Below are 19,226 nucleotides of genomic sequence, written 5' to 3'. Positions count from 1 at the left end.
CATGAAAAGTCAGACCTCGCTAGCTGGAAGCGACCGCGCTGCCTGGTGCGAAAGCTCACGAGATCAGGCTCATCAGCGCGCAGCGACCGAGCGGAGGCGGTTGAGGTCGTCGACGAGGTGGAGGATGCTCTCGGGCGAGGCCAGGCCGGTGTCGAGTGGGAAGCCGCCTCGGATCGGCACGGCGACGTCGACACGAACGCCTAGGTAGTCCGCCGCGATCCCGATGGCCCGGGAGCGATCCAGGCCGGAGGCGGACACCGTGGGCTGGATGTCCCACACCCACGTCCAGGGCACCCACATCTCGGCGTCGAGGCGACCTGACCGGTCAGACCAGAGGCCGAGGCCGTGGGCGTCCGCCGTGAGGGTGAGGCCCCAGGGGATGTTCCTCCGCCCGAGTCGATTCCACTCGCGCGCCCGCTGCAGTTCGAGAGTCAGCGGCTCGTCGCGGGTCGCCGCCACGAGGACGGGCCAGGGCTGCAGCTGCAGAAGGAGTCGGCGGCGGCGCGACCACCCGCCCGCCGCCACCAGGCCGCCATAGCCGATCGCCCAGGCGAGGGCTACCGCGAGCACCACCCCGATCGCGGTCGCCGTCGCCTGCGCGATGCTTCCGGTCGAACCCGCGATGCGAGCGAACTGGATGGCGAGGACCGCGCCGGTGGTGAGGACGGTCGCCGCGACGCCGATCCAGAATCCCCGGAGATTCCTCACCGGAGGCCTGCGCCGATCGATCGCACGAACCGTGCCCCCTCATCCCGTCACCAGTCGTCGGAAGGCCACGCTATCGCGCCGTGGGGTGTCCGCCAGGATGCACGCACACCAGCGCCAGCACCGCTACCCGCGTCAGCGGATGAGGGGGAGCCAGAGGTCGTCGACGATCTCGAGGATGCGGGCGTCGGGCAGCTGCCTCAGCGTCATCACGAGATCGTGCCGCACCAGATCGGCCGGCAGCGTCGTCAGCCCGCGCGGCCAGTCGCGCCGGGGGATCTCGCCGCGCTCGACCGCGCGCTCGAGCAGGACGCGCCCGGTGTCGGCCCCGCCGCCGAGCAGCCGCTCGCGCAGGTCGGCCGGGGTGAGCCCGGTGTCGGCGTGGATGCTCGAGAGATAGACGCTGATCATCGTCATGAACTCGGCCCGGGCGGCGTTGAAGTCGCGGAGGGTGGCCAGGATGTCGCCGCGCAGGGTGCCCGTGTCGGCGAGCTCGCGACGCATGAAGAGGCCGCCGTGGGTGAGCGTGGCCAGCACGAGATCCACCTTCGCCGGCCAACGCCGGTAGAGCACGGTCTTCGAGGTGCCGGCGCGCTGGGCGACCCCCTCGTAGGTGAAGGCCGGGTAGCCGACCTCTTGGAGCTCGGCCCAGGCCGCATCCAGCAGCGCCTCCTCGAGCTCGGCGCCTCGACGGCGGGTCTTAACAAGATCCATTTGCGTATCTTATCGCGGAGACGTAGAGTGCTGCGAATAAGACACTCCAACGTATCTAAGGTGGACATGGACAAGAACCTCACCCGGCTGGCCATCGCGCTGGTCGTCGGCGCGATGGCGCCGCTGTTCGACTCGACGATCGTCAGCGTGGCGCTGCACACGCTCGCCGGCGATCTCGGCACGAGTCTCGACACGATCCAATGGGTCAGCACGGGCTACCTCCTCGCGCTAGGCGTGACCGTGCCGATCGTCGGCTGGCTGCAGAACCGCGTCGGCGGCCGACGACTCTGGATGGCGGCGCTCGTCGTCTTCACGGTGGGCAGCATCCTCTGCTCGCTCGCCTGGGACCCGGCCAGCCTGATCTCGTTCCGGGTGGTGCAGGGCATCGGCGCCGGCGCGATGATGCCGCTGCTCACCACGCTGCTGATGCAGGCCGCGCGCGGTCAGTCGCTCGGCCGCGTCATGTCGGTGGCATCGCTGCCGACGGCACTCGGCCCCATCCTCGGGCCGGTGATCGGCGGGCTCATCCTCGGCGCCGGCAGCTGGCCGTGGCTGTTCTGGGTCAACGTGCCGTTCGGGGTCGTGGGGCTCGTGCTGGCGTGGCGGTTCATCCCGGCCGACGGCCCGCGCGGCACGGCCCGCCTCGACGTGCTCGGTCTGGTGCTGCTCTCGCCCGCGGTCGTCGGGCTGCTCTACGGGCTGAGCAACGCGGCCGGCGACGGCGGGTTCGGGCGCCTCGACGTCTGGGCGCCCCTCGCCGCCGGCGCGGTGCTGCTGGTGCTGTTCGTGCTGCACGCCACCCGCGGGTTCGGGCTGCGTCGCGGCGTCGGGGCCGGGCGCGGCGACGCGCGGGGTGACGGGATCGGCGCCGGACGCCGTGACGCGCTCGTCGATCTCCGCCTGCTGAAGCACCGCCCGCTCGCCGCGGCATCCGGTCTGATGTTCCTGATGGGCGCCGCCCTGTACGGCGGCATGCTCGTGCTGCCGCTGTCGTTCCAGGAGCTCCGTGGCACCGACGCCCTCGGCGCGGGCCTGCTGCTCATCCCGCAGGGCGTCGGCTCGCTGCTCAGCCGCTCGCTCGCGGGCCGGCTCACCGATCGCATCGGGGCGCGCACGGTCGCGGTTCTGGGCTTCGCCGTGGTGCTGCTGGCGACGATCCCGTTCGCGTTCTTCGACGGCGACACCAGCGTGTGGATGCTCGCGCTCGTGCTGGTCGTGCGCGGTTTCGGACTCGGGGCGGTGATGATCCCGATCATGGCCGTGGGCTTCGTGGGGCTGGATCGGCCCGAGGTGCCCCACGCGAGCACGATCACCCGGCTGACGCAGCAGCTCGGCGGGGCCTTCGGCACGGCGGTGCTGGCGGTGGTGCTGGCCGGGGCGGCCGGAGCGGTCCGCGCGGGTGGTGCGGATGCGGGCGGTGCGGATGCGGGCGCTGCGGCGGGAGCGGTGGCCGCGGTCGACGCCTTCCACACCGCGTTCTGGTGGGCGATAGCCATCACGGCGGTGGCAACAGCGCTCTCCTTCTTCCTCCCCGGCCGCCAGATCCCGACCGACGCACCGCCCGCCGGCAAGCCGGCCCCCGTGCCGGCAGCCCTCGCGGCCGAGTAAGACAGCGAGCTACTGGATGGGCCGGCTTCGGAGCCGGCCCATCCGTTTCGAGCCAACGTCCGGCCAGCCTCCGCCGACCAGCACCTTGACGCACTTGACGCTCCCGATCTACCATCTCCTTGACGCACTTGACGGAAGGAGCCCGATGTCGATCGAGCCAATTCCCGCCGACTTCAGCCACGAGGTCGCGCAAGCGGTCGAGCGACGCTTGCGTGCCCTGACCGACGAACAGGTGCGGGGGCTCGCGAGCATCCTGACGCCGGATGAGGCCGCCGACGCGATGCTGCGGCCACTCCCGGTCGCCCCGATCAGGAGCCCCGTGAACCGCTTCGTCGGCCCGTTCTACACGACCACCAGTCTCACCGCGCTCCGCAAGGTGTCGCGAGAGGCGATCCGTCAGGCGTCGAATCGTGGCGACATCCTGCGGCTGTGGACGAGCGACGAGAAGGCGGTCTTCCCGGCGTTCCAGTTCGGACCGCGCGGCGAGATGCTCCCCGGCCTCCGAGCCGTGCTCGCGGTGCTCGCCGAAGGCCACGACGATCCGTGGCTGTGGGCACAATGGCTGAACGGCCGACTCGACGACCCGGACTCCGACGGTCAGTCGAACGCCGAACTGCTGCAGGCCGGCCAGACCTCGGTCGTGCTCGAGCAGGCCCGCCGTACCGCGGCGGCGTGGGCCGCGTGAGCCGCCAACCCCCGCCCCCGGCTGATCGCGATCTGTCGGGATTCCCCGCAGAGGTCCTGGATGAGGGTCGGCTGGTGCACCGGTCGCATCGACCGGACAACGGCCCGTTCTTCTTCAACGGCACGCAGGCCTTCCGTTTCAACCTGCAGAACGAGAAGGGCACCTGTTACGTCGCCGACGACGTCACGACGGCGGTGCGCGAGAAGCTCCGGGAGCAGGTCTTCGCTCAAGGGGTCGTGCCGGCAAGCCTGGCCCACGCCTTCGTCGTCTCGATCATCCGTGCCGGCCGTGCGTTCCGCTGCGCCGACATCGGCGCCGCCGACGCCGTGGACCACCACGTGACACGGATGCTCGCGACGATGGACGACTACGACATCCCGCAACAGTGGGCCGCGGCTTTCGACGAGGTGGGCTTCGAGGGGATCCGCTACGGCTCGAGCTTCACCAACGGCGCCGACACCGCCTGGGCGCTCTTCGGCGACGAGGGCGAGCATCCCTTCGGCGACATCCTCGACTCGCTCCCGGGCGCTGCGGCGTGCGCGCTGGCCGGCATCCAGCTCTACGCTCAACCCCACTCCGACGAGCTCGAGACCCTCTAGCCCCGCCGACCGACCCCGAGCAATCGCACGCCTGTTGCGTTTCCCTGATAGCTCGAGCGATGCCGTCCGGAAATACCCGGTCGACTTGGTCGATGACGTCGTGAAGACTGGAACTCGGCGTGACCTGGAAATCCGAAGCGGTACTGGCCAGATCCGACGAGACGTTTTTCAGGAGGAAGAGTGCGCATCATCGGCACGGATGGCGACGAGGTGACGTTGGTCGCCACGGTCGAGGAGCTGGCCCTTATCTCCAATTCAGGAACGCCTCAATCGCGACTGCATGGGGGCTCCGAGACTGGTCCTGCGTGATTCGAGTGGGCGTGCACTCTCGGCAGAGGAGCTCGCTGAGACTGGCAGGATTTTTCGCGAGACCTCGGAGGGCGCGCGCGTTCACAGCGGGCCGTGCGGAGCAGGAAATTTCCTTGCTGGCGATATGGCTGTGCGGCCCTCACGCTGTCGGAGTCGAACGAGCGACTCGGGATCATGGGCATCACGACTTGAGGGAGGACATAATCAGATATGGCCGGTAGTAGCCCCTGTACCCACGTCGGCGGGCGTCCTGGAACCCTTGCGCTCGGCGTCATCGCGGGCGTGGTCGCAGGGATCGCCTTCCAAGGCGGGATAACGCTCTCTGCGCCGGGAGTTACGCCGTCCGGAGCAGTCCTCGGTTTGTCATTTCTCCTTCTCGAGATCCCGATTGGCGTCTTCGCAGGGCTCCTGACAGCTCTGGTGGCGAGCCTCGCCTTGAAGTTATTCGCGAAACAACACCTCCTCGTGCGGGCCCTCGCATCCGGTGCCTCGTGCTTTACCTTTGGCGGCGCGACTCTAGCCGCATGCGCGGAATTCGTATTCGAGTCCAAGGTCGCCTGGTCGACTAATTTTGTGCCTTTCGGGGCAGTCGGATTCTTGCTCGGCGTTGTCTGTGCTGTAAACCGCGCACGTCCACGGAACAGCGAACGAGGCTAGCTATGGGCTCGGGACCTGGAGTGGACCTCGACCTTGGCCTGGCCCGCCGGTGGTTCGAGGTATCGCTCGACAGGGGGGATGGCGAATTCGGCTCAGCGCTCACCCGTGCGGTAGTGAAACGCATCGCCGCAGCCGAACAGGCCAAATTACTCGTCGCCCACAATGGCCCGCATCGTTCGCCTTTGACGAATATCGGGATCGGACAAAGCGCGCCCCAGGAGACGGTGCGTGCTTATCTTGCCTATCTAGCGGGACTGGGCGGCAACTCTCTTATCGTCGAAGCGGATGTGGAAGACGCGGCGTTCCTGTCCGCGGGCGACGTCGTCGAGCCGAATTTCGTCATAGGTCGCAGAATCGAACGATTCGCCCCGATTCATGACTGGTCTGCGGCCGACTATCTGCTCCGCACCGCTGCGTGGCCTTTGAATGCTTTTGTCTCCTCGATGACTGAACAGGAACTCGCGGCACTGAGCCCGGGAACCAATCCCGAAATGTTGAGCGAGAGCGTGGCGTCAACGATCCTTGCTGCGATTACAACCGCGTTTGACGGGGAGGCCTATGTAGCACTTCGCTGGGCCGATAATTGAGCTACGGGGTTAGCGGTACGCCAGCCTAGCGGCATGAACATCCAATGGCGCTTGCGACATGAAAGGGTCTACCGGGTCAGTTCATGGCACGCAATGCGCGCCCTTACACAGGTAGTTGGGTATGGCTCAGCCAATCTCGATCTGCTGATCGACGGTCTCGGCAACGGCGCGGCATGCGGCTGATGTCGCACTGCCCGAGCTTGTGGGCTCAATACGAGATTCGCTTGAGCGGGGAGAGTATTTCTCCCCCTATCATCGACCGATGAGAGCAGAGTTGCGAACGCTTGGCAGCCCCGATGTTGATTTCGATTCATTTGCTCCTGACCCGGGCGCTGCTTTTGCAATCCTGGTTGAACTGGGTGTCGGTCCATCAGGTGAGCCGGGCGAAGAATCATTCAATGTGGTCGTAGCCTCCGATTCGTGGGTGGTAGAGCAGACACGTCAAAGTGATAGTCCGCTTGAGCTGAGACACCACATCTTCGTGAAGGAGTGGAATACCCGCGTGCTGCGTCAGTACCTGACGCGGCTGATTGCCGACCAGGAAGGTTCCGATTGGTTGGAACTCGCCACGCGCATTTCGCGCTTCGCGCAGTGGGAATTCGAAGACTATCGCCCGCTCAGCAATCCCTGAGGCGATGTCCTTCCCTGTGGGCTCGTTGACGCGTTGCGAACCCCGATGTGCTTGTCGACACGCAACCCGGGGACACGTTCGTGAAGATGGCAAACAGCGGCGCGATTGAGGAACCCATTAGCAATCTGTTTGATTACCGGAAGGGGTACTAGATGACAGAGGAGGCTTGGGCGCGGGAACGGTGTTGTTCTTTCGAGACTCGGGCAACCAGTTGGTGCTCTCGTATGAGATCGGTGGGGTCGATTCGGGCAAAACACTCGACTTCAAGAAAGTCTCACCTAGTGTCGACTAGTGAGCCTGCAGGAACGCTCTTCAATACTCCGGATGGTGGGCATCATGGCTACTGACGTCATCCTCGGGATAGAGGACCATCGAAGCAATGCATACGTGCCGGCTGGGGGTGCCTGCTTGTCTCTCGAACAAGTGCGGGGCGCAGGTCCCGCGCATCTGACGTCTCAGCTTCTCGCGCAGTCTGCTCGGAACTTTTTCGGAGAGCTGCTATTCGTCCTACTCTCGCGTGAAAGCAGATCCAATCCTTCAGAATTCGAGCTCCGGCGCGGCGCATTGCCATCGGGTGGGAAGCTCGCGCGGTCAGCTGCGTGGGCCGAACTCGGTCCGAGCGTTTCGGGCAATTCAGCTTCAAATGGCAGAGTCCCAGAAAAAGTCCTCCAGTGGGGAGTCCCAACGTCGGATGCGCTGCAAGCAGTGGTTGAAGGGGCGGCAGGAGGGGCGTCGATGGAGATATTTGTCTCGCCAGTCTCCCTGTTGTCGGATACGGCCGGCCTGAAGAGTTTGAGCCAGGTCGACAGGCGTAAGCCTGAAGGCTGGCGTACGTTTGCCCGGCTCGCGCTTGACTTGGGCATCAAGCCCGTTCGGTGTTTCGGTGCGTTCGACGATCGGGAAGAGGGGGTCCAGGTCTTCGCTGATCCAAAAACGGTTTCGGAGCTCTACAACTTCGTGACCCTGATCAAAGCTAGTCACGAAGTGATCTGATCACTGGAAGAATCTCCGTGACGCTGGCGACGAGTCCCATCAATCGGCTCGCTAAGACTGAGCGTCGGCCCAGAATCTGTGAATCGTACACCTCGACTGCCTGATGGCTCATATCCCTTACCGAAAGGCTGGTGAAGGTGTTTCTTCCCATCTCAGAGAGCACCATCGACCGTTTGGGGTTTGACTTCGCGCTCTCGATTGACACCGCGGCTGGACTATTTCGCATCGGCTCACCGATTGATATCTCGATCGAGGCGCAGGAGTCGAAACGCTTCGTCCCGGAGAAGCCCGCCTCCGACTCATCCGTCTTGCTCCCTCTGGTGTCGCTGCTCCACGAGGAGATATCCAGCGCTACCTACGACGAGCGTGGCAGGCTTGAAATCCGCTTAGGCAGGACACTCTTATCAGTGGGTCCCGACCAGGACTATGAAGCATGGTCATTCACCGCAGCGGATGGGCGCCTCTGGGTGGCGCAACCAGGTGGCGAGGTGGGCTCGTGGAAAGCGCCGACCAAGCCGTAGATGGGCATTCGCATCGAGGTCTGGATTGAAGTCAGAGGAGAGAATGAAATCACTAATGGCGGCATCACATTGACTCCTCGATGGACAAAGTGATCGCGACGTTCTCGCACCGGACTACAACTGATGCGGCTGTAGGCCTCTTCGCCCGCGAGGCTGCTGTCGGCCCAGCCGACTACGACTCCATCCTTGGAGGAATTAGCGCGGATTACGACCGCGTTTGACGGAGAGGCTTATCTGGCACTTCGCTGGGCCGCTGATTGAGCCGTAGGGTTCGGGAGACCGTCGAGGTCTTCAAGCCGAATCGCGCAAGAATCAGGATCCATCTCTGAGGATGTAAAGCATGAACTCTATGCGAGAGCACGTATTAGCTCTAGGTGCGGACGACTGGGTGCCGCTCTTCCAGATCGAGCGCATTGCGCGCGCCGAGAATCCAGGACTCGCAGAAGGTGCAATCCGGGAGGAAGTTCTGGATTGTCTGATCGAACTAGCGACCACCGCCGGAGTTCGCGTAGGTGATATTGCGGGCGCTGGCTTTGTTCCGTGGGATGGAACCGAAGCGGATTGGCGAGCACGTCTATCCGAAATCTTGGAGGAGCCCGATCGAGACCGGCGAGGTTTTGAGGCCTGGCTCGACGTCCCCTAGGCGCCTGAGACATCAGCGAGCATAAGCGCGGTGCGGCTCCCTGCAGGCCCTGTGACGCGATTTAGAATCATGAAAGGATGCTTTCAGTGCAACTTTCTCGAGCGCAACTCATCGAGGCCGCCGAGCGCGGGCCGGTTTCCGACGCGGGGCGGCGGCGTGCGTTCGTCGCGATCGCAGGGAGTCATGAGCTCGATTTTCTGGGCCACCGTAATTCCAAAGCTGAGATTCTCAAGACGTTCGGACGCAGAATTGCAAGGAAGAGGTCAGAGCTCGTCGAGGGGGAAGATTCTTTTCTGAGAGAAATCACTCTGATTCCGACCGAGGATCTGACCTCCATTCTCATACGCCACTCGAATCTGGTAACGACTATCTGGCTGACCCGAGATGCTTCACGCGTGTGCGCGGTTCTAACGGGTCGAGATCAGAGCCAGCCACTGACGATGCCTTGACTGGATCGGCACGGGAGGAAACGCACATGAAGGTGACCGGGTGACTGCGAACTGGCAGGGTTATCGGGATCTATGATCCGGGGGTGCGCGCGCCACTCCAGGACGTGTCTAGAACAGAGGCGCGTGCGGCCTACCAAAAAATTATGAACGAGAAGAGCGATCGAATTGCGCAGCTTCGCGGTCTACTCGAAAGCAACGGGGTCGTACTCAGAGGCGACGACGCTGCGATTCAGGGATTGAACCACTGGTTTCGGGACTCAGTCGAGGAAGATGTCCACGCGCCAGGGCGTTTGGCTTCGTCTTGGTATTCGGTTTGCAATGACCTCGGTCTGTTTCTCGGGGACACGCTGATTCAGCGGTGCCCACGCTTGCATTGGGCATTCTTCACTGGGAGAACGCCGTCGGTCTCGTTCCAGCGGCATGTGGTTATGGGGTTTCCCGAGCCCGTCTACAGCCGGTACAACGTGGACTTCGATGCCCTGATCGTGGGATGGGGTCATCTGTACATGAAAGATCGGGGTGCGGACGGGACGCCCTTCTTGCGAAGCATGCACCACGCGGAGCAGCTCGGAAGACCTCGCATTGAGGTGGGTCAACAGGGATGACGTGTCACTCCTGTCTGCAGGTAGGAGACTGATGAAGATTCGGGAGTTGTTTCTTCACCACGCTCAGACTCACGCGTGGCCTGGCGGGGCTCCAGACGTGTTTGCTGACGCTGATGTGCTGTCGGAAGCGACGTTCCTTGAACTCGCACAGGTCGCGTGGCGTGGCACCTGGGGCTTGCTGTTCGATCTCAGAACGACAGCCGAGTTCGAGGGCCAGGACGTGGGAATCCTCGTGCTCGGCGGTGTCTCGGCGTTGCAATGGAATGACTCGGACTCTCAGGACCGCAATCGCGCTTGGGTAGTCATGGGGTCGAGCTTTTCGCGAACCGCGGGCGGCCTCGCAATCGATTTCGAATTTTACAAGACTGGCGAGCGCCTCCAGGTGACAGCTAAGAAAGCATCCTTTTATTCGGGGAATGTGCCGGGGCTAGACGAGTGGCAGCCTGATTTTGGACGGCCAGCCGACGAGGTGAGCTCCGGATTGCCCGGCTGGGACTCAAGGATCGGCTCAATTCAATGCCTATCTACGTGGACAGCGGATTCCTGACGCTTCCTTACAAAGACGGGCACGAAGAATCGAAACCCTTGACACAGGGGCTTCGCGAGAGCGCGAGGTGGGCTAGCCGCCCAGGCCGAAGAGGCGGCGGGCGGCGCCCGACGTGAAGGAGGCGCGGGAGGCGTCGTCGGGGAAGTGCGCCAGGAACGTCTCGATATCGGCGGCGGTGGGCTGCTGGAAGGGGTAATCGGTCGAGAAGATGAGGCGATCGGGCGTCGTGACCGCCAGCGCATGCTGCAGCAAGGCCGGGTCGAGCATGCCCGAGGCGGTGATCCAGACGTTCTCGCGCAGGTACTCGGTGACCGAGCGCTCGAGCCGCGCCATCCGGGCCAGCCCGTCGGCCCGCTCGTGCCAGAACAGCAGCAGCTCGCCCCAGTGGCCGAGCACCAGCTGCAATTCGGGATGCCGGTCGAGCACCCCGGCCGCCATCAGCCGCAGCGCGGCGGTACCCGCCTCGAGGTGCCAGCCCCAGGCGAAGGTGGAGAGCGCCAGATCGGGCAGCGCGCCGAGTCCGCCGTACGACGCCGCGCGCACGGCCCGCGGCGGAATCTGCGGATGGATGAAGACCGGCATCCCGAGCTCGGCCGCCACCGCCCACAGGTCGTCGAAGCGCGGGTCGTCGAGCGGCACCTCGCCGGTTCGCCCGTAGACCATCGTGCCGACGAAGCCCAGACCGGCGGCGCGCTCGAGCTCACGAGCGGATGCGGCCGGGTCGGCGAGGGGCAGGGTGGCCAGGGCCGCGAAGCGCGTCGGCGCCTCGGCCACGCGCGCCGCAGCGACGTCGTTGGCGTCGCGACTGAGCGCCACGGCATCGGCGACTCCGAGCCCCTGGCCGCCGGGCGGAGCGAGTGAGATCACCTGCACATCGACGCCCTGCGCATCCATCGCCTCGACGCGACCGGCGCCCAGATCGGCGAGGCGCTCGCCGAGGTCGCCGTGGTCGTTGAGCACGAGGCTGGGGTCGCGGTCGGCCTCGGGCAGCGATCGCAGAGCGCGGTCGAGGGATGTGTCGGTCCAGTGCTCCTCGATCGCGATGAGCGGGTGGACGCCATCCAGCTCGCTGTCGGGATGGACGGTGGTGGGGCTGTCTGCGTCGGTCATCGGGTCTCCCTCCGGGCGTCCGGCACCGGATCGCCGGGCGGACGTGGGCCGAGACTACGCCTCTCGCCGCCGCCTGCGACCTCGCATCCGGCGTGGAATGCTGAAGTCATGGAGAACTCCGAGTCACCGTCCCTGGACCCCTCGCCCGAGCAGGTCGCCGAGATCGACCGCCGGGCCGCACTGCTGCGGGCGCAGCCGGACGACTTCGCCGCGATGGACGGCCTCTGGCGCGCCATCTACGGCCTCGACCGCTGGATCTTCATCGCCCGCGGGACACCCGAGGCGCCCGGCCCTTACGCCGGCGAGCTCCCGCAGGGTCCGATGCTCTTCGCCTTCACCACGGGTGAGCGCGCGCGGGCCGCGGCGCTCGGCGCGGGACTCTCCGAGGAGGAGGCCTCCATGCTGCTCGCGGTGCCGCTGCCCTCGGCCATCGAGTGGGCCGCCACGTTCGCCTCGGTCGGCGTCTTCGGCATCGCGTTCGACCTGCCGGAGGCCGGCTACTTCGCGCCGCTGCAGAACCTCATCCCTATGCGCGACTACATGGCCTCGAACCCGCCCGCCGCCTGACCAGGAGGCCGAGCCGAAGCGCGCGGGGCAGCCTGCGAGGGCCGCGCTGCACCGCCGCCCTACGCGTCGCGCGCCGTCATGTCGCCGGTGGTCGGGGTGCGGCCGGTCGGGCCGTAGTGCAGGAGCAGGCCGCCGTCGGAGGTGCTGACCGCGGGCTCGAGCAGCTCGAGGGTCAGTGCCGGCCCCTCCGGCGGGAACAGACGCTTGCCCGCGCCGAGCACGATCGGGTAGACCCAGAGGTTCAGTCGATCGAAGAGCCCCTCGGCCACCAGCGTGCGCGCGAAGTCGATGCTGCCGATGACGTGGATGTTCTCGTGCCGGTCGCGCAGGCCCGCCACCTCTGCCGCCAGGTCGTCGCCGAGCAGGTGCGAGTCGCGCCAGGGCAGCTCGGGCCGGCCGCGCGAGGCCACGTACTTCGGCACCGCGTCGAGCAGGGTGCCGATCTGCCCCTCGGGCCCGTCGAGGTGATGGGGCCAATAGGCGGCGAAGACGTCGTAGGTGCGCCGGCCCAGGAGGAGCGCGTCGAGCCGCCCGATCCCCGCCATCACGTCGGCGCCGATCGCCTCGTCCTCCAACGGGGCCTGCCAGCCGCCGAAGGCGAAGCCGCCCTCCGGGTCCTCCTCCGGGCCGCCCGGCGCCTGCATGACCCCGTCGAGCGTGCTGAACAGGTCGATCTCGATCCGGCCGGTCATCCTGATCCTCCCATCGCCGAAGCACGAAGCACGAAGCGCGGTCTGGCCACGGTGCCCGGTCTGCCGACAGGCTCGCAAGGGCGCGGGGCCCTGTCAAGACCGCCGCTCGTCCGCCTCCCGCGGGCTGAGCTCGTCGAGCACGAGCGTGTCGCGCCGGAAGTGATCGGTGCGGAACGCCGCCCGCCCGGTCATGTGCGCCGCCGCCGGCGCCGTGAGGCCCTGGAAGAACACGATCGCCACCGCCAGCGTCAGAGTGCCGACCGAGAGGTTCGTCACCGCCACGTCGGCAACGATCGCGATGATGCCGAGGATCTGTGGCTTGGTCGCCGCGTGCAGCCGCGACAGCACGTCGGGGAACCGGATGAGGCCGACCCCGGCCGCGAAGCACATCAGTGCCGCGAGCAGCACGAGCACGGCCGTCACCGCGTCGCGCAGGTCGAAGCCGTCGGCGCCGAACGAGAAGTCGATGGGGCTCATGTGTCGTCCCTCCCCGCGATGAACCGCGCGACCGCGACCGAGCCGACGATGCCGAACAGCGCCAGCCCCAGCATCACCGGCAGGTTGTCGGTGTGCCGGTTGATCGCCATCTCGGCACCGATCGCACAGATGGCGGTGGCGACGAGCACATCGGATGCGATGATCCGGTCGAGCGCCGACGGCCCCTTCACGATGCGCCAGAGCGCACCGAGCGCACCGCCGGCCATCAGGATGCCCGCGATCACCACGACGACGATCATCGCGCCCCCTCGTCCCCGGCCGACGCATCCGGCACCGTCTCGGCCCGCGCATCCTTGTCCCGCCCCGCCCGAAGCCGAGCCAGGTCGTCCGCCGACCCCGCGGCCAGGATCAGCCGCCGCTCGGTCGCCAGCACCTTCCGCCGCAGCGCCGGAACCTCGTCGACCGACTTCACGTTCAACGCGTGCAGGTAGAGGGTGCCCGTCTCGCGGTCGACGTCGAGCACGATCGACCCGGGCACGAGCGACACCGCCTCGGCGGTGAAGACCATCACCAGGTCCGAACGCGTGCGCAGCTGCACCGAGAAGATCGCGTTCGAGGGCCGGTACCGCGGCTGCAGCGCGATCCAGGCGATCTGCAGCGACGCCGCCACGATGTCGACGAGCAGTTTCACGAACAGCACGAGCCCCCACCAGGGGTTCAGCCGACCGCTCAGCTGCACGGCGGGCAGGTAGAACACCGCGGAGACCATGGTCGCGAGCAGCACCCCGGTCAGCAGCGCCAGCCAGGTGAACTGGCCCCAGAGCAGCATCCAGAGCAGCACGAGCCCGAGGAAGGGGACGAGCCCGTTCAGGATGCGCGCCCTCACGGTGCACCCCCTTCCACGGCATGCCCGCCCGAGCCCCCGGACAGCGACGAGGGCACGCCCCCGGGGAACACCGAGTCGACGTACGAATCCGGCGTCGCCACGTTGCCCGCGGCCCGCCCGGCCAGAGCGAACAGCGGCCCCGCGAACACCGTCAGGCACAGCGTCAGCGCGACCAACCCGGTCGCGGCGCCCACCATCAGCACCGAGGTGCGGGTCTCGACGCCGACGCCCGTCGTCGAGCCGTTGACCGCATCCGGGCTCTCCTGCAGCGACTCGATGAGCGGCGACTCGTAGCCCTCGACGTCTTCGGCGGGTCGCCAGAACGCCATGTTCCAGACCCGCATCAGCGCGTAGAGCGTGAGCAGCGAGGTCACGACACCGGCGCCGATCAGCACGTAGACCAGCGGGGAGGGCGACTCGGCGCCGGCCTCGAACAGCCCGATCTTGCCGAGGAAGCCCGAGAACGGCGGGATGCCGCCGAGGTTGAGCGCCCCGATGAAGAAGAGCATGGCCACGTAGGGCGCCTTCTTGAGCAGCCCGCCCAGCCGGGTGATCGAGGTCGACCGGCCGACCCGCTCGATCAACCCCACCACGAGGAACAGCGCGGTCTGCACGGTGATGTGATGCACGATGTAGTAGATCGTGGCGCCGGTGGCCAGCTCGGTGCCGATCGCGACGCCGAAGATCATGTAGCCGATGTGGCTGACCAGGGTGAACGACAGCAGCCGCTTCACATCCGCCTGCGCGAGCGCGCCGAGGATGCCGATCAGCATCGTCAGCCCGCCGACGATCAGCAGCGGCACGGTCAGCGGCACGTCGAAGAACAGCAGCTTGTCGGTGCGGATGATCGCGTAGACACCGACCTTGGTGAGCAAGCCCGCGAACACCGCGGTGACCGGTGCGGGGGCCGTCGGATACGAGTCGGGCAGCCAGAACGAGAGCGGGAACACCGCGGCCTTGACGGCGAACCCGATCAGCAGCGCCGCGCAGAGGATGATCTGCACGTCCAACGGCAGCTCCCGGATGCGGTCGGACAGCAGCGCCATCGTCACCGTGCCGGTCGCGCCGTAGATCAGCGCGATCGCGCCGAGGAACAGCAGCGACGACACCAGGCTGACCACCACGTAGGTCACCCCGGCCCGGATGCGCGACCCGGTGCCGCCGAGGGTCAGCAGCACGTAGCTGGCCGCGAGCAGCATCTCGAAGCCGACGTACATATTGAACAGGTCGCCCGCGATGAAGGCGTCGAAGAGCCCGCCGGCGAGGATCAGGTAGGTGGGGTGGAAGATCGACACGGGGGTGTCGCGGTCGCGGTCGGCCAAGCCCTGACCGACGGCGAACACGAGCACGCCCAGCAGCATCAGCGCCGAGACGACGACCATGATCGCCGAGAGCCGGTCGACCACGAGCACGATGCCGAACGGGGGCTCCCAGCCGCCGACTTTCACCACGATGGGCTGGCCGGTGCTGTCGACCTGCGCCAGCAGCACCGCCGCCGCGATGGTGACGGCGGTCAGCGCCGTGACGCTGATCGCGATCTGCACCCGGCGGTAGCGGCCGAGGATGAGGGTGGTCGCTGCTCCGACGAGCGGGATGATCACCAGCAGGGGCACGAGGGCGCTCATCGCATCACATCCCTCTCGTGCTCGCTCGGTTCGTCGTCGTCATCTGCTCCGGATCCCTCGCCCAGGACGGCCCGCACCGCGTCGTCGTCGCCCTCGAGCGAGACGTGGAACTCGTGCGCCTGGTCGGCCTCGGCGGCATCCTCCTCGTCTTCGTCGGCCATCACGTCGTCGCCCTCGTCGCCGAGGTTCGACAGCCACCACGACCGGTAGATCAGGGCCAGGATGAACGCCGTCACCCCGAAGTTGATCACGATCGCGGTGAGAATCAGCACCTGAGGCACGGGGTCGACCATCGGGGCGTCGGCGGTGCCGCCGTCGATGATCGGCGAGGAGCCCGAGCGGCCCGACATCAAGAAGATCAGCAGGTTCGTGGCGTTCCCGACCAGCAGGAAGCCGATCAGGATGCGGGTGAGACTCTTCTCGAGCATCACGTACACGCCGGTGCCGTACATCACGGCCATCAGCACGACGAGGGTGATGGAGGCGCTCATGGCCGGGCCTCCTCTTCCAGGGCGTCGGATGCGGAACGGGCGTCGGCGTCACGGCTGAGCGGTCCGCTGGTGGCGCGGCTCGCGACCCGGCCCCGGGTGTCGGCCTCGTCGGCCACGACGGAGTGGTCGTCGGGCTGGGCGTCGACGTCGTCCTCCGCCTGCTGGCGGTCGACCTCGCCGCCGAGCGCGCGCAGGATGTCGAGGATCACGCCGATCACGACCAGGTACACGCCCACGTCGAAGATGGTCGAGGTGCCGAAGGAGACGTGCCCGAGCAGGGGCAGGTCGGTCTCGAAGTAGGCCGAGGTGAGGATGTCGGCGCCGAGGAAGAGCGAGCCGACGGCGGTGCCGGTCGCCAGCAGCATCCCGGTGCCGAGCAGGATGCCGGGCCCGATCGGGATGGTCTCGCCGAGTTCGTACCGCCCGCCGGCCAGGTAGCGCGCGATCAGTGCGAGCCCGGCGAGGACGCCGGCCGCGAAGCCGCCGCCCGGCAGGTTGTGCCCGGCGAACAGCAGGAAGATCGACACGACGATCGCGGGGTGGAAGACCAGCCGCACCAGCACCTCGAGGATGAGGGAGCGGTTCTCGGGCGAGAGCGTGCGGCCGCCGAGGAGCCAGGAGTGCTGCCGGTCGTCGGGGGAGGCGTCGGCGGTGTGCGGATCGGCCACCAGGTCGCGTCGGTTGGTGGCCTGGCGCCGACCGCGCGACTCGCGGAGCCGGGGGATGGTGAAGTTGCGCCCGGTCACGAAGATCAGGCTCGCGACGCCGGTGGCCACGACGATCAGCACCGAGAGCTCGTTCATCGTGTCCCAGGCGCGGATGTCGACGAGCATCACGTTGACCACGTTCTTGCCGTGGCCCTCCTCGACCGCGAGGCGCGCGAGCTCGTCGCCGAGCCCGCCGGCCTGCCGGGCGCCCAGCGCGATGAAGCCGACGAGCCCCATCGTCACGCCGACCAGGGTGCCGATCAGGATGCGCCGACGCCGGCGGACCGGCTTGTTGTGCTGGGCGATCTTCTGCGGCAGGCGGCGCAGCACCAGCACGAAGACCACCACCGTCACGGTCTCGACCAGGGCCTGGGTGAGCGCGAGGTCGGGGGCGCCGTGGAAGGCGAACAGGGCGACGAGGCCGAAACCGGTGGCGCCGACCAGCAGCACCGCGGCGAGGCGGTGGGTCGCGCGCGCGGCCATCACGGCGGCCGCGGCCATGGCGGCGGCCACGAACACCTGGGCGGGGTAGTCGAAGAGCACGAGCTCGCTCGGCCAGGTGCGGTTGAACGCGGTCGCCGTTCCCAGGCAGAGCACGAAGACCACGAGGATGGTGCTGATGTACTGCGGAAGACCGCCCTTCTGGGCGAAGACGGTGACGTGCGCGGCGACCTGGTCGGTGGCCCGGACGATGCCCCAGTAGGTGCGCGAGGCGTCGACGAGGGCGGGCACCTTCTTCTGCAGCCGGGCGAACGGCTTCCGCAGCGCGAACAGCACGAGGCCGGCGGCGATCACGACGGCCGAGATGCCGAGGGCGGGTTCGAGCCCGTGCCAGAGGGCGAGGTGGTAGTCGGCGGTCTCCGCATCCGGCATCGTGTCGGCGTAGCTCTCGAGCGCGTGGCCCAGCGGGGAGGCGAACAGGCCGCCCGCGACGGTGGCGAGCGTCAGCACGAGCGGGGCGACGAGGATGCCCCGGGTCGGCGGGTGCGCCGCCGCATCCGGCGCCGACGCGTCGGTGCTGACGGCCTTCTTGGTGGTGAACGCGCCCCAGAAGAAGCGGGCGCTGTAGGCCACGGTCAGGATCGAGCCGAGCGCGACCCCGATCAGGGCCACCCAGCCCCAGGGGTCGGCGGGCGCGTCGGCCGAGCCGAGGCCCGCCTCGAGGAACGCGGTGAGCACGCCCTCCTTGGCCACGAAGCCGAGCAGCGGCGGGATGCCGGCCATCGAGGCGACCGCGATCAGGGCGACGGCCGCGAGCAGCGGGCGGCGTCGCCCGAGCCCGGAGATCTCGCGCAGGTCGCGGGTGCCCTCGTCGTGGTCGATGATGCCGACGACCAGGAAGAGGGTGGCCTTGAACAGCGCGTGGGCGAGGAGGAGCGCCGCACCCGCCAGGGCCGCGTCGCGGGTGCCGAAGCCGACGACCACGGTGAGGAAGCCGAGCTGGCTCACGGTGCCGTAGGCCAGCAGCAGCTTGAGGTCGTTCTGGCGCAGCGAGCGCCACGCGCCGAGCAGCATGGTCCAGACGCCGAGGCTCACCAGCACCGGGGTCCATCCCGGGGTGTCGGCGAAGCCGGGGGCGAGCCGGGCGATCAGGTAGATGCCGGCCTTCACCATGGCGGCGGCGTGCAGGTAGGCGCTGACGGGGGTGGGGGCGGCCATGGCCGCGGGCAGCCAGAAGTGGAACGGCACGAGCGCCGACTTCGAGAGGGCACCGACCAGGATGAGCAGGATCGAGGTGGTGACCAGCGCGCTGCCGGGCGGCGGGTCGGAGACCAGCTGGGCGATGCTCGTCGTCCCGGCATCCACCGTCAGCAGCACCACGCCGACCAGCATCGCGAGACCGCCGAAGGTGGTGACCAGGAGAGCCTGCAGCGCCGCACCCCTGCTCTCCTTGCGGCCGGTGTAGTGGCCGATCAAGAGGTAGGAGAGCACGCTCGTGATTTCCCAGAACATGAACATGATGTAGATGTCGTCGGCCGTGACCAGGCCGAACATCGTTCCCGCGAACGCGAGCAGCAGGGCGGCGAAGCGGCCGAGCGAGGGTTCGCGCGGCGAGAAGTAGCGGGCGCAGTAGACCAGCACCAGGGCGCCGACACCGGTGACGACGAGGGCGAGCAACCAGGCCAGCGTGTCCATCCGGAACGACAGGGCGATGTCCAGCTGCGGGATCCACGGCACGTACTCGGTGACGGCGGCCGTGCCGTCGACGTGCTCGCTGAGCACCGTGCCCGATTGCGCCAGAGTCCAGAAGAACGCCCCCGCCGGGAGCAGGGCGACGAGGTAGAAGACCTTCGTCGAGAGCAGCCTGGTGAGAATCGGAGTGAGCGCTGACAATCCCGCGAACAGCAGCAGGATCAGGATCACGCGGACTCCTCATGTCGGGGAGAGGGCAGGTCGATCAGTCTATCAAACAGACCGAGGGGGTGGCCGCGGAGACGGCCACCCCCTCAGGGTGCT

The 19,226-nt window shown here is 67.2% G+C and carries 21 protein-coding genes; 11 read left to right on the top strand and 10 right to left on the bottom strand.

Features of this window, described 5'->3' with window-relative positions; all coding sequences use genetic code 11:
* Positions 1-72 precede the first annotated feature (72 nt).
* Complete coding sequence (locus AC59HU_RS07350; RefSeq protein ID WP_497222727.1) at positions 73-708, bottom strand: hypothetical protein; 636 nt, start codon at positions 706-708, stop codon at positions 73-75.
* Positions 709-840: 132 nt separating this feature from the next.
* Positions 841-1,419 carry a TetR/AcrR family transcriptional regulator gene (locus AC59HU_RS07345; RefSeq protein ID WP_497222726.1) on the bottom strand — a complete coding sequence of 193 codons (579 nt, stop codon included), beginning with the start codon at positions 1,417-1,419 and terminating at the stop codon, positions 841-843.
* Positions 1,420-1,485: 66 nt separating this feature from the next.
* Here AC59HU_RS07345 and AC59HU_RS07340 point away from each other — a divergent pair, with 66 nt between their 5' ends.
* The 10 genes from AC59HU_RS07340 (at position 1,486) to AC59HU_RS07295 (ending at position 10,253) form a co-directional block, all read left to right on the top strand.
* Positions 1,486-3,027, top strand: coding sequence for an MFS transporter (locus AC59HU_RS07340; RefSeq protein ID WP_497222725.1), 1,542 nt, complete (start codon positions 1,486-1,488; stop codon positions 3,025-3,027).
* A gap of 145 nt (positions 3,028-3,172) precedes the next feature.
* Positions 3,173-3,712, top strand: a complete 540-nt coding sequence (locus AC59HU_RS07335; RefSeq protein ID WP_497222724.1) for a hypothetical protein — start codon at positions 3,173-3,175, stop codon at positions 3,710-3,712.
* A 74-nt stretch (positions 3,713-3,786) separates the two neighbouring features.
* Positions 3,787-4,311, top strand: coding sequence for an RES family NAD+ phosphorylase (locus tag AC59HU_RS07330; RefSeq protein ID WP_497222723.1), 525 nt, complete (start codon positions 3,787-3,789; stop codon positions 4,309-4,311).
* A 986-nt stretch (positions 4,312-5,297) separates the two neighbouring features.
* A complete protein-coding gene (locus AC59HU_RS07325) occupies positions 5,298-5,864 on the top strand; it encodes a hypothetical protein (RefSeq protein ID WP_497222722.1) in 567 nt (188 codons plus the stop codon).
* A 262-nt stretch (positions 5,865-6,126) separates the two neighbouring features.
* On the top strand, positions 6,127-6,495 hold the full coding sequence (locus AC59HU_RS07320) for an Imm8 family immunity protein (protein WP_497222721.1): 369 nt from the start codon (positions 6,127-6,129) through the stop codon (positions 6,493-6,495).
* Between the two features lie 291 nt (positions 6,496-6,786).
* Positions 6,787-7,488, top strand: coding sequence for a hypothetical protein (locus AC59HU_RS07315; protein ID WP_497222720.1), 702 nt, complete (start codon positions 6,787-6,789; stop codon positions 7,486-7,488).
* 137 nt (positions 7,489-7,625) lie between these two features.
* Positions 7,626-8,009 carry a DUF6188 family protein gene (locus tag AC59HU_RS07310; protein ID WP_497222719.1) on the top strand — a complete coding sequence of 128 codons (384 nt, stop codon included), beginning with the start codon at positions 7,626-7,628 and terminating at the stop codon, positions 8,007-8,009.
* A gap of 340 nt (positions 8,010-8,349) precedes the next feature.
* Positions 8,350-8,652: a hypothetical protein gene (locus tag AC59HU_RS07305; protein ID WP_497222718.1), complete on the top strand. Its 303-nt coding sequence runs from the start codon at positions 8,350-8,352 to the stop codon at positions 8,650-8,652.
* A 77-nt stretch (positions 8,653-8,729) separates the two neighbouring features.
* Positions 8,730-9,101: a hypothetical protein gene (locus AC59HU_RS07300; protein ID WP_497222717.1), complete on the top strand. Its 372-nt coding sequence runs from the start codon at positions 8,730-8,732 to the stop codon at positions 9,099-9,101.
* Between the two features lie 636 nt (positions 9,102-9,737).
* On the top strand, positions 9,738-10,253 hold the full coding sequence (locus AC59HU_RS07295) for a hypothetical protein (RefSeq protein WP_497222716.1): 516 nt from the start codon (positions 9,738-9,740) through the stop codon (positions 10,251-10,253).
* 72 nt (positions 10,254-10,325) lie between these two features.
* Here AC59HU_RS07295 and AC59HU_RS07290 read toward each other — a convergent pair whose 3' ends face one another.
* A complete protein-coding gene (locus tag AC59HU_RS07290) occupies positions 10,326-11,363 on the bottom strand; it encodes an amidohydrolase family protein (RefSeq protein WP_497222715.1) in 1,038 nt (345 codons plus the stop codon).
* Positions 11,364-11,471: 108 nt separating this feature from the next.
* On the opposite strand from AC59HU_RS07290, the gene AC59HU_RS07285 reads away from it, so the two are divergent.
* Positions 11,472-11,930, top strand: coding sequence for a hypothetical protein (locus tag AC59HU_RS07285; RefSeq protein ID WP_497222714.1), 459 nt, complete (start codon positions 11,472-11,474; stop codon positions 11,928-11,930).
* Between the two features lie 59 nt (positions 11,931-11,989).
* Here the strand turns inward: AC59HU_RS07285 and AC59HU_RS07280 are convergent, their stop codons facing one another.
* From AC59HU_RS07280 to AC59HU_RS07250, 7 genes are all read right to left on the bottom strand, one after another.
* Entirely contained in the window at positions 11,990-12,622 is a 633-nt protein-coding gene (locus tag AC59HU_RS07280; protein WP_497222713.1) for a dihydrofolate reductase family protein, read from the bottom strand.
* A 93-nt stretch (positions 12,623-12,715) separates the two neighbouring features.
* Positions 12,716-13,099 (bottom strand): monovalent cation/H(+) antiporter subunit G, encoded by a 384-nt coding sequence (gene mnhG, locus AC59HU_RS07275; RefSeq protein WP_497222712.1) that lies wholly within the window; start codon positions 13,097-13,099, stop codon positions 12,716-12,718.
* Positions 13,096-13,359: an MrpF/PhaF family protein gene (locus AC59HU_RS07270; protein WP_497222711.1), complete on the bottom strand. Its 264-nt coding sequence runs from the start codon at positions 13,357-13,359 to the stop codon at positions 13,096-13,098. Before AC59HU_RS07270 ends, mnhG begins: the two co-directional genes overlap by 4 nt.
* Positions 13,356-13,946 carry a Na+/H+ antiporter subunit E gene (locus AC59HU_RS07265; protein WP_497222710.1) on the bottom strand — a complete coding sequence of 197 codons (591 nt, stop codon included), beginning with the start codon at positions 13,944-13,946 and terminating at the stop codon, positions 13,356-13,358. The genes AC59HU_RS07270 and AC59HU_RS07265 overlap by 4 nt, the downstream gene beginning before the upstream one ends.
* Entirely contained in the window at positions 13,943-15,571 is a 1,629-nt protein-coding gene (locus AC59HU_RS07260) for a Na+/H+ antiporter subunit D (RefSeq protein ID WP_497222709.1), read from the bottom strand. Before AC59HU_RS07260 ends, AC59HU_RS07265 begins: the two co-directional genes overlap by 4 nt.
* Positions 15,568-16,062, bottom strand: coding sequence for a sodium:proton antiporter (locus AC59HU_RS07255; protein WP_497222708.1), 495 nt, complete (start codon positions 16,060-16,062; stop codon positions 15,568-15,570). Before AC59HU_RS07255 ends, AC59HU_RS07260 begins: the two co-directional genes overlap by 4 nt.
* Positions 16,059-19,133: a Na+/H+ antiporter subunit A gene (locus tag AC59HU_RS07250; RefSeq protein ID WP_497222707.1), complete on the bottom strand. Its 3,075-nt coding sequence runs from the start codon at positions 19,131-19,133 to the stop codon at positions 16,059-16,061. The genes AC59HU_RS07255 and AC59HU_RS07250 overlap by 4 nt, the downstream gene beginning before the upstream one ends.
* Between the last annotated feature and the right edge of the window lie 93 nt (positions 19,134-19,226).

It is taken from the genome of Herbiconiux sp. 320_LB (assembly GCF_059691755.1).
Note: the sequence above shows the minus strand (reverse complement) of the source record. Positions and strands in the feature narration are given on the sequence as shown.

Coding starts and splice junctions, on each gene's coding strand:
- AC59HU_RS07345 (WP_497222726.1), bottom strand. CDS start 1,419: ATGGATCTTGTTAAGACCCGCCGTCGAGGCGCCGAGCTCGAGGAGGCG.
- AC59HU_RS07340 (WP_497222725.1), top strand. CDS start 1,486: ATGGACAAGAACCTCACCCGGCTGGCCATCGCGCTGGTCGTCGGCGCG.
- AC59HU_RS07335 (WP_497222724.1), top strand. CDS start 3,173: ATGTCGATCGAGCCAATTCCCGCCGACTTCAGCCACGAGGTCGCGCAA.
- AC59HU_RS07320 (WP_497222721.1), top strand. CDS start 6,127: ATGAGAGCAGAGTTGCGAACGCTTGGCAGCCCCGATGTTGATTTCGAT.
- AC59HU_RS07305 (WP_497222718.1), top strand. CDS start 8,350: ATGAACTCTATGCGAGAGCACGTATTAGCTCTAGGTGCGGACGACTGG.
- AC59HU_RS07300 (WP_497222717.1), top strand. CDS start 8,730: ATGCTTTCAGTGCAACTTTCTCGAGCGCAACTCATCGAGGCCGCCGAG.
- AC59HU_RS07295 (WP_497222716.1), top strand. CDS start 9,738: ATGAAGATTCGGGAGTTGTTTCTTCACCACGCTCAGACTCACGCGTGG.
- AC59HU_RS07290 (WP_497222715.1), bottom strand. CDS start 11,363: ATGACCGACGCAGACAGCCCCACCACCGTCCATCCCGACAGCGAGCTG.
- AC59HU_RS07285 (WP_497222714.1), top strand. CDS start 11,472: ATGGAGAACTCCGAGTCACCGTCCCTGGACCCCTCGCCCGAGCAGGTC.
- AC59HU_RS07280 (WP_497222713.1), bottom strand. CDS start 12,622: ATGACCGGCCGGATCGAGATCGACCTGTTCAGCACGCTCGACGGGGTC.
- mnhG (WP_497222712.1), bottom strand. CDS start 13,099: ATGAGCCCCATCGACTTCTCGTTCGGCGCCGACGGCTTCGACCTGCGC.
- AC59HU_RS07270 (WP_497222711.1), bottom strand. CDS start 13,359: ATGATCGTCGTCGTGGTGATCGCGGGCATCCTGATGGCCGGCGGTGCG.
- AC59HU_RS07260 (WP_497222709.1), bottom strand. CDS start 15,571: ATGAGCGCCCTCGTGCCCCTGCTGGTGATCATCCCGCTCGTCGGAGCA.
- AC59HU_RS07255 (WP_497222708.1), bottom strand. CDS start 16,062: ATGAGCGCCTCCATCACCCTCGTCGTGCTGATGGCCGTGATGTACGGC.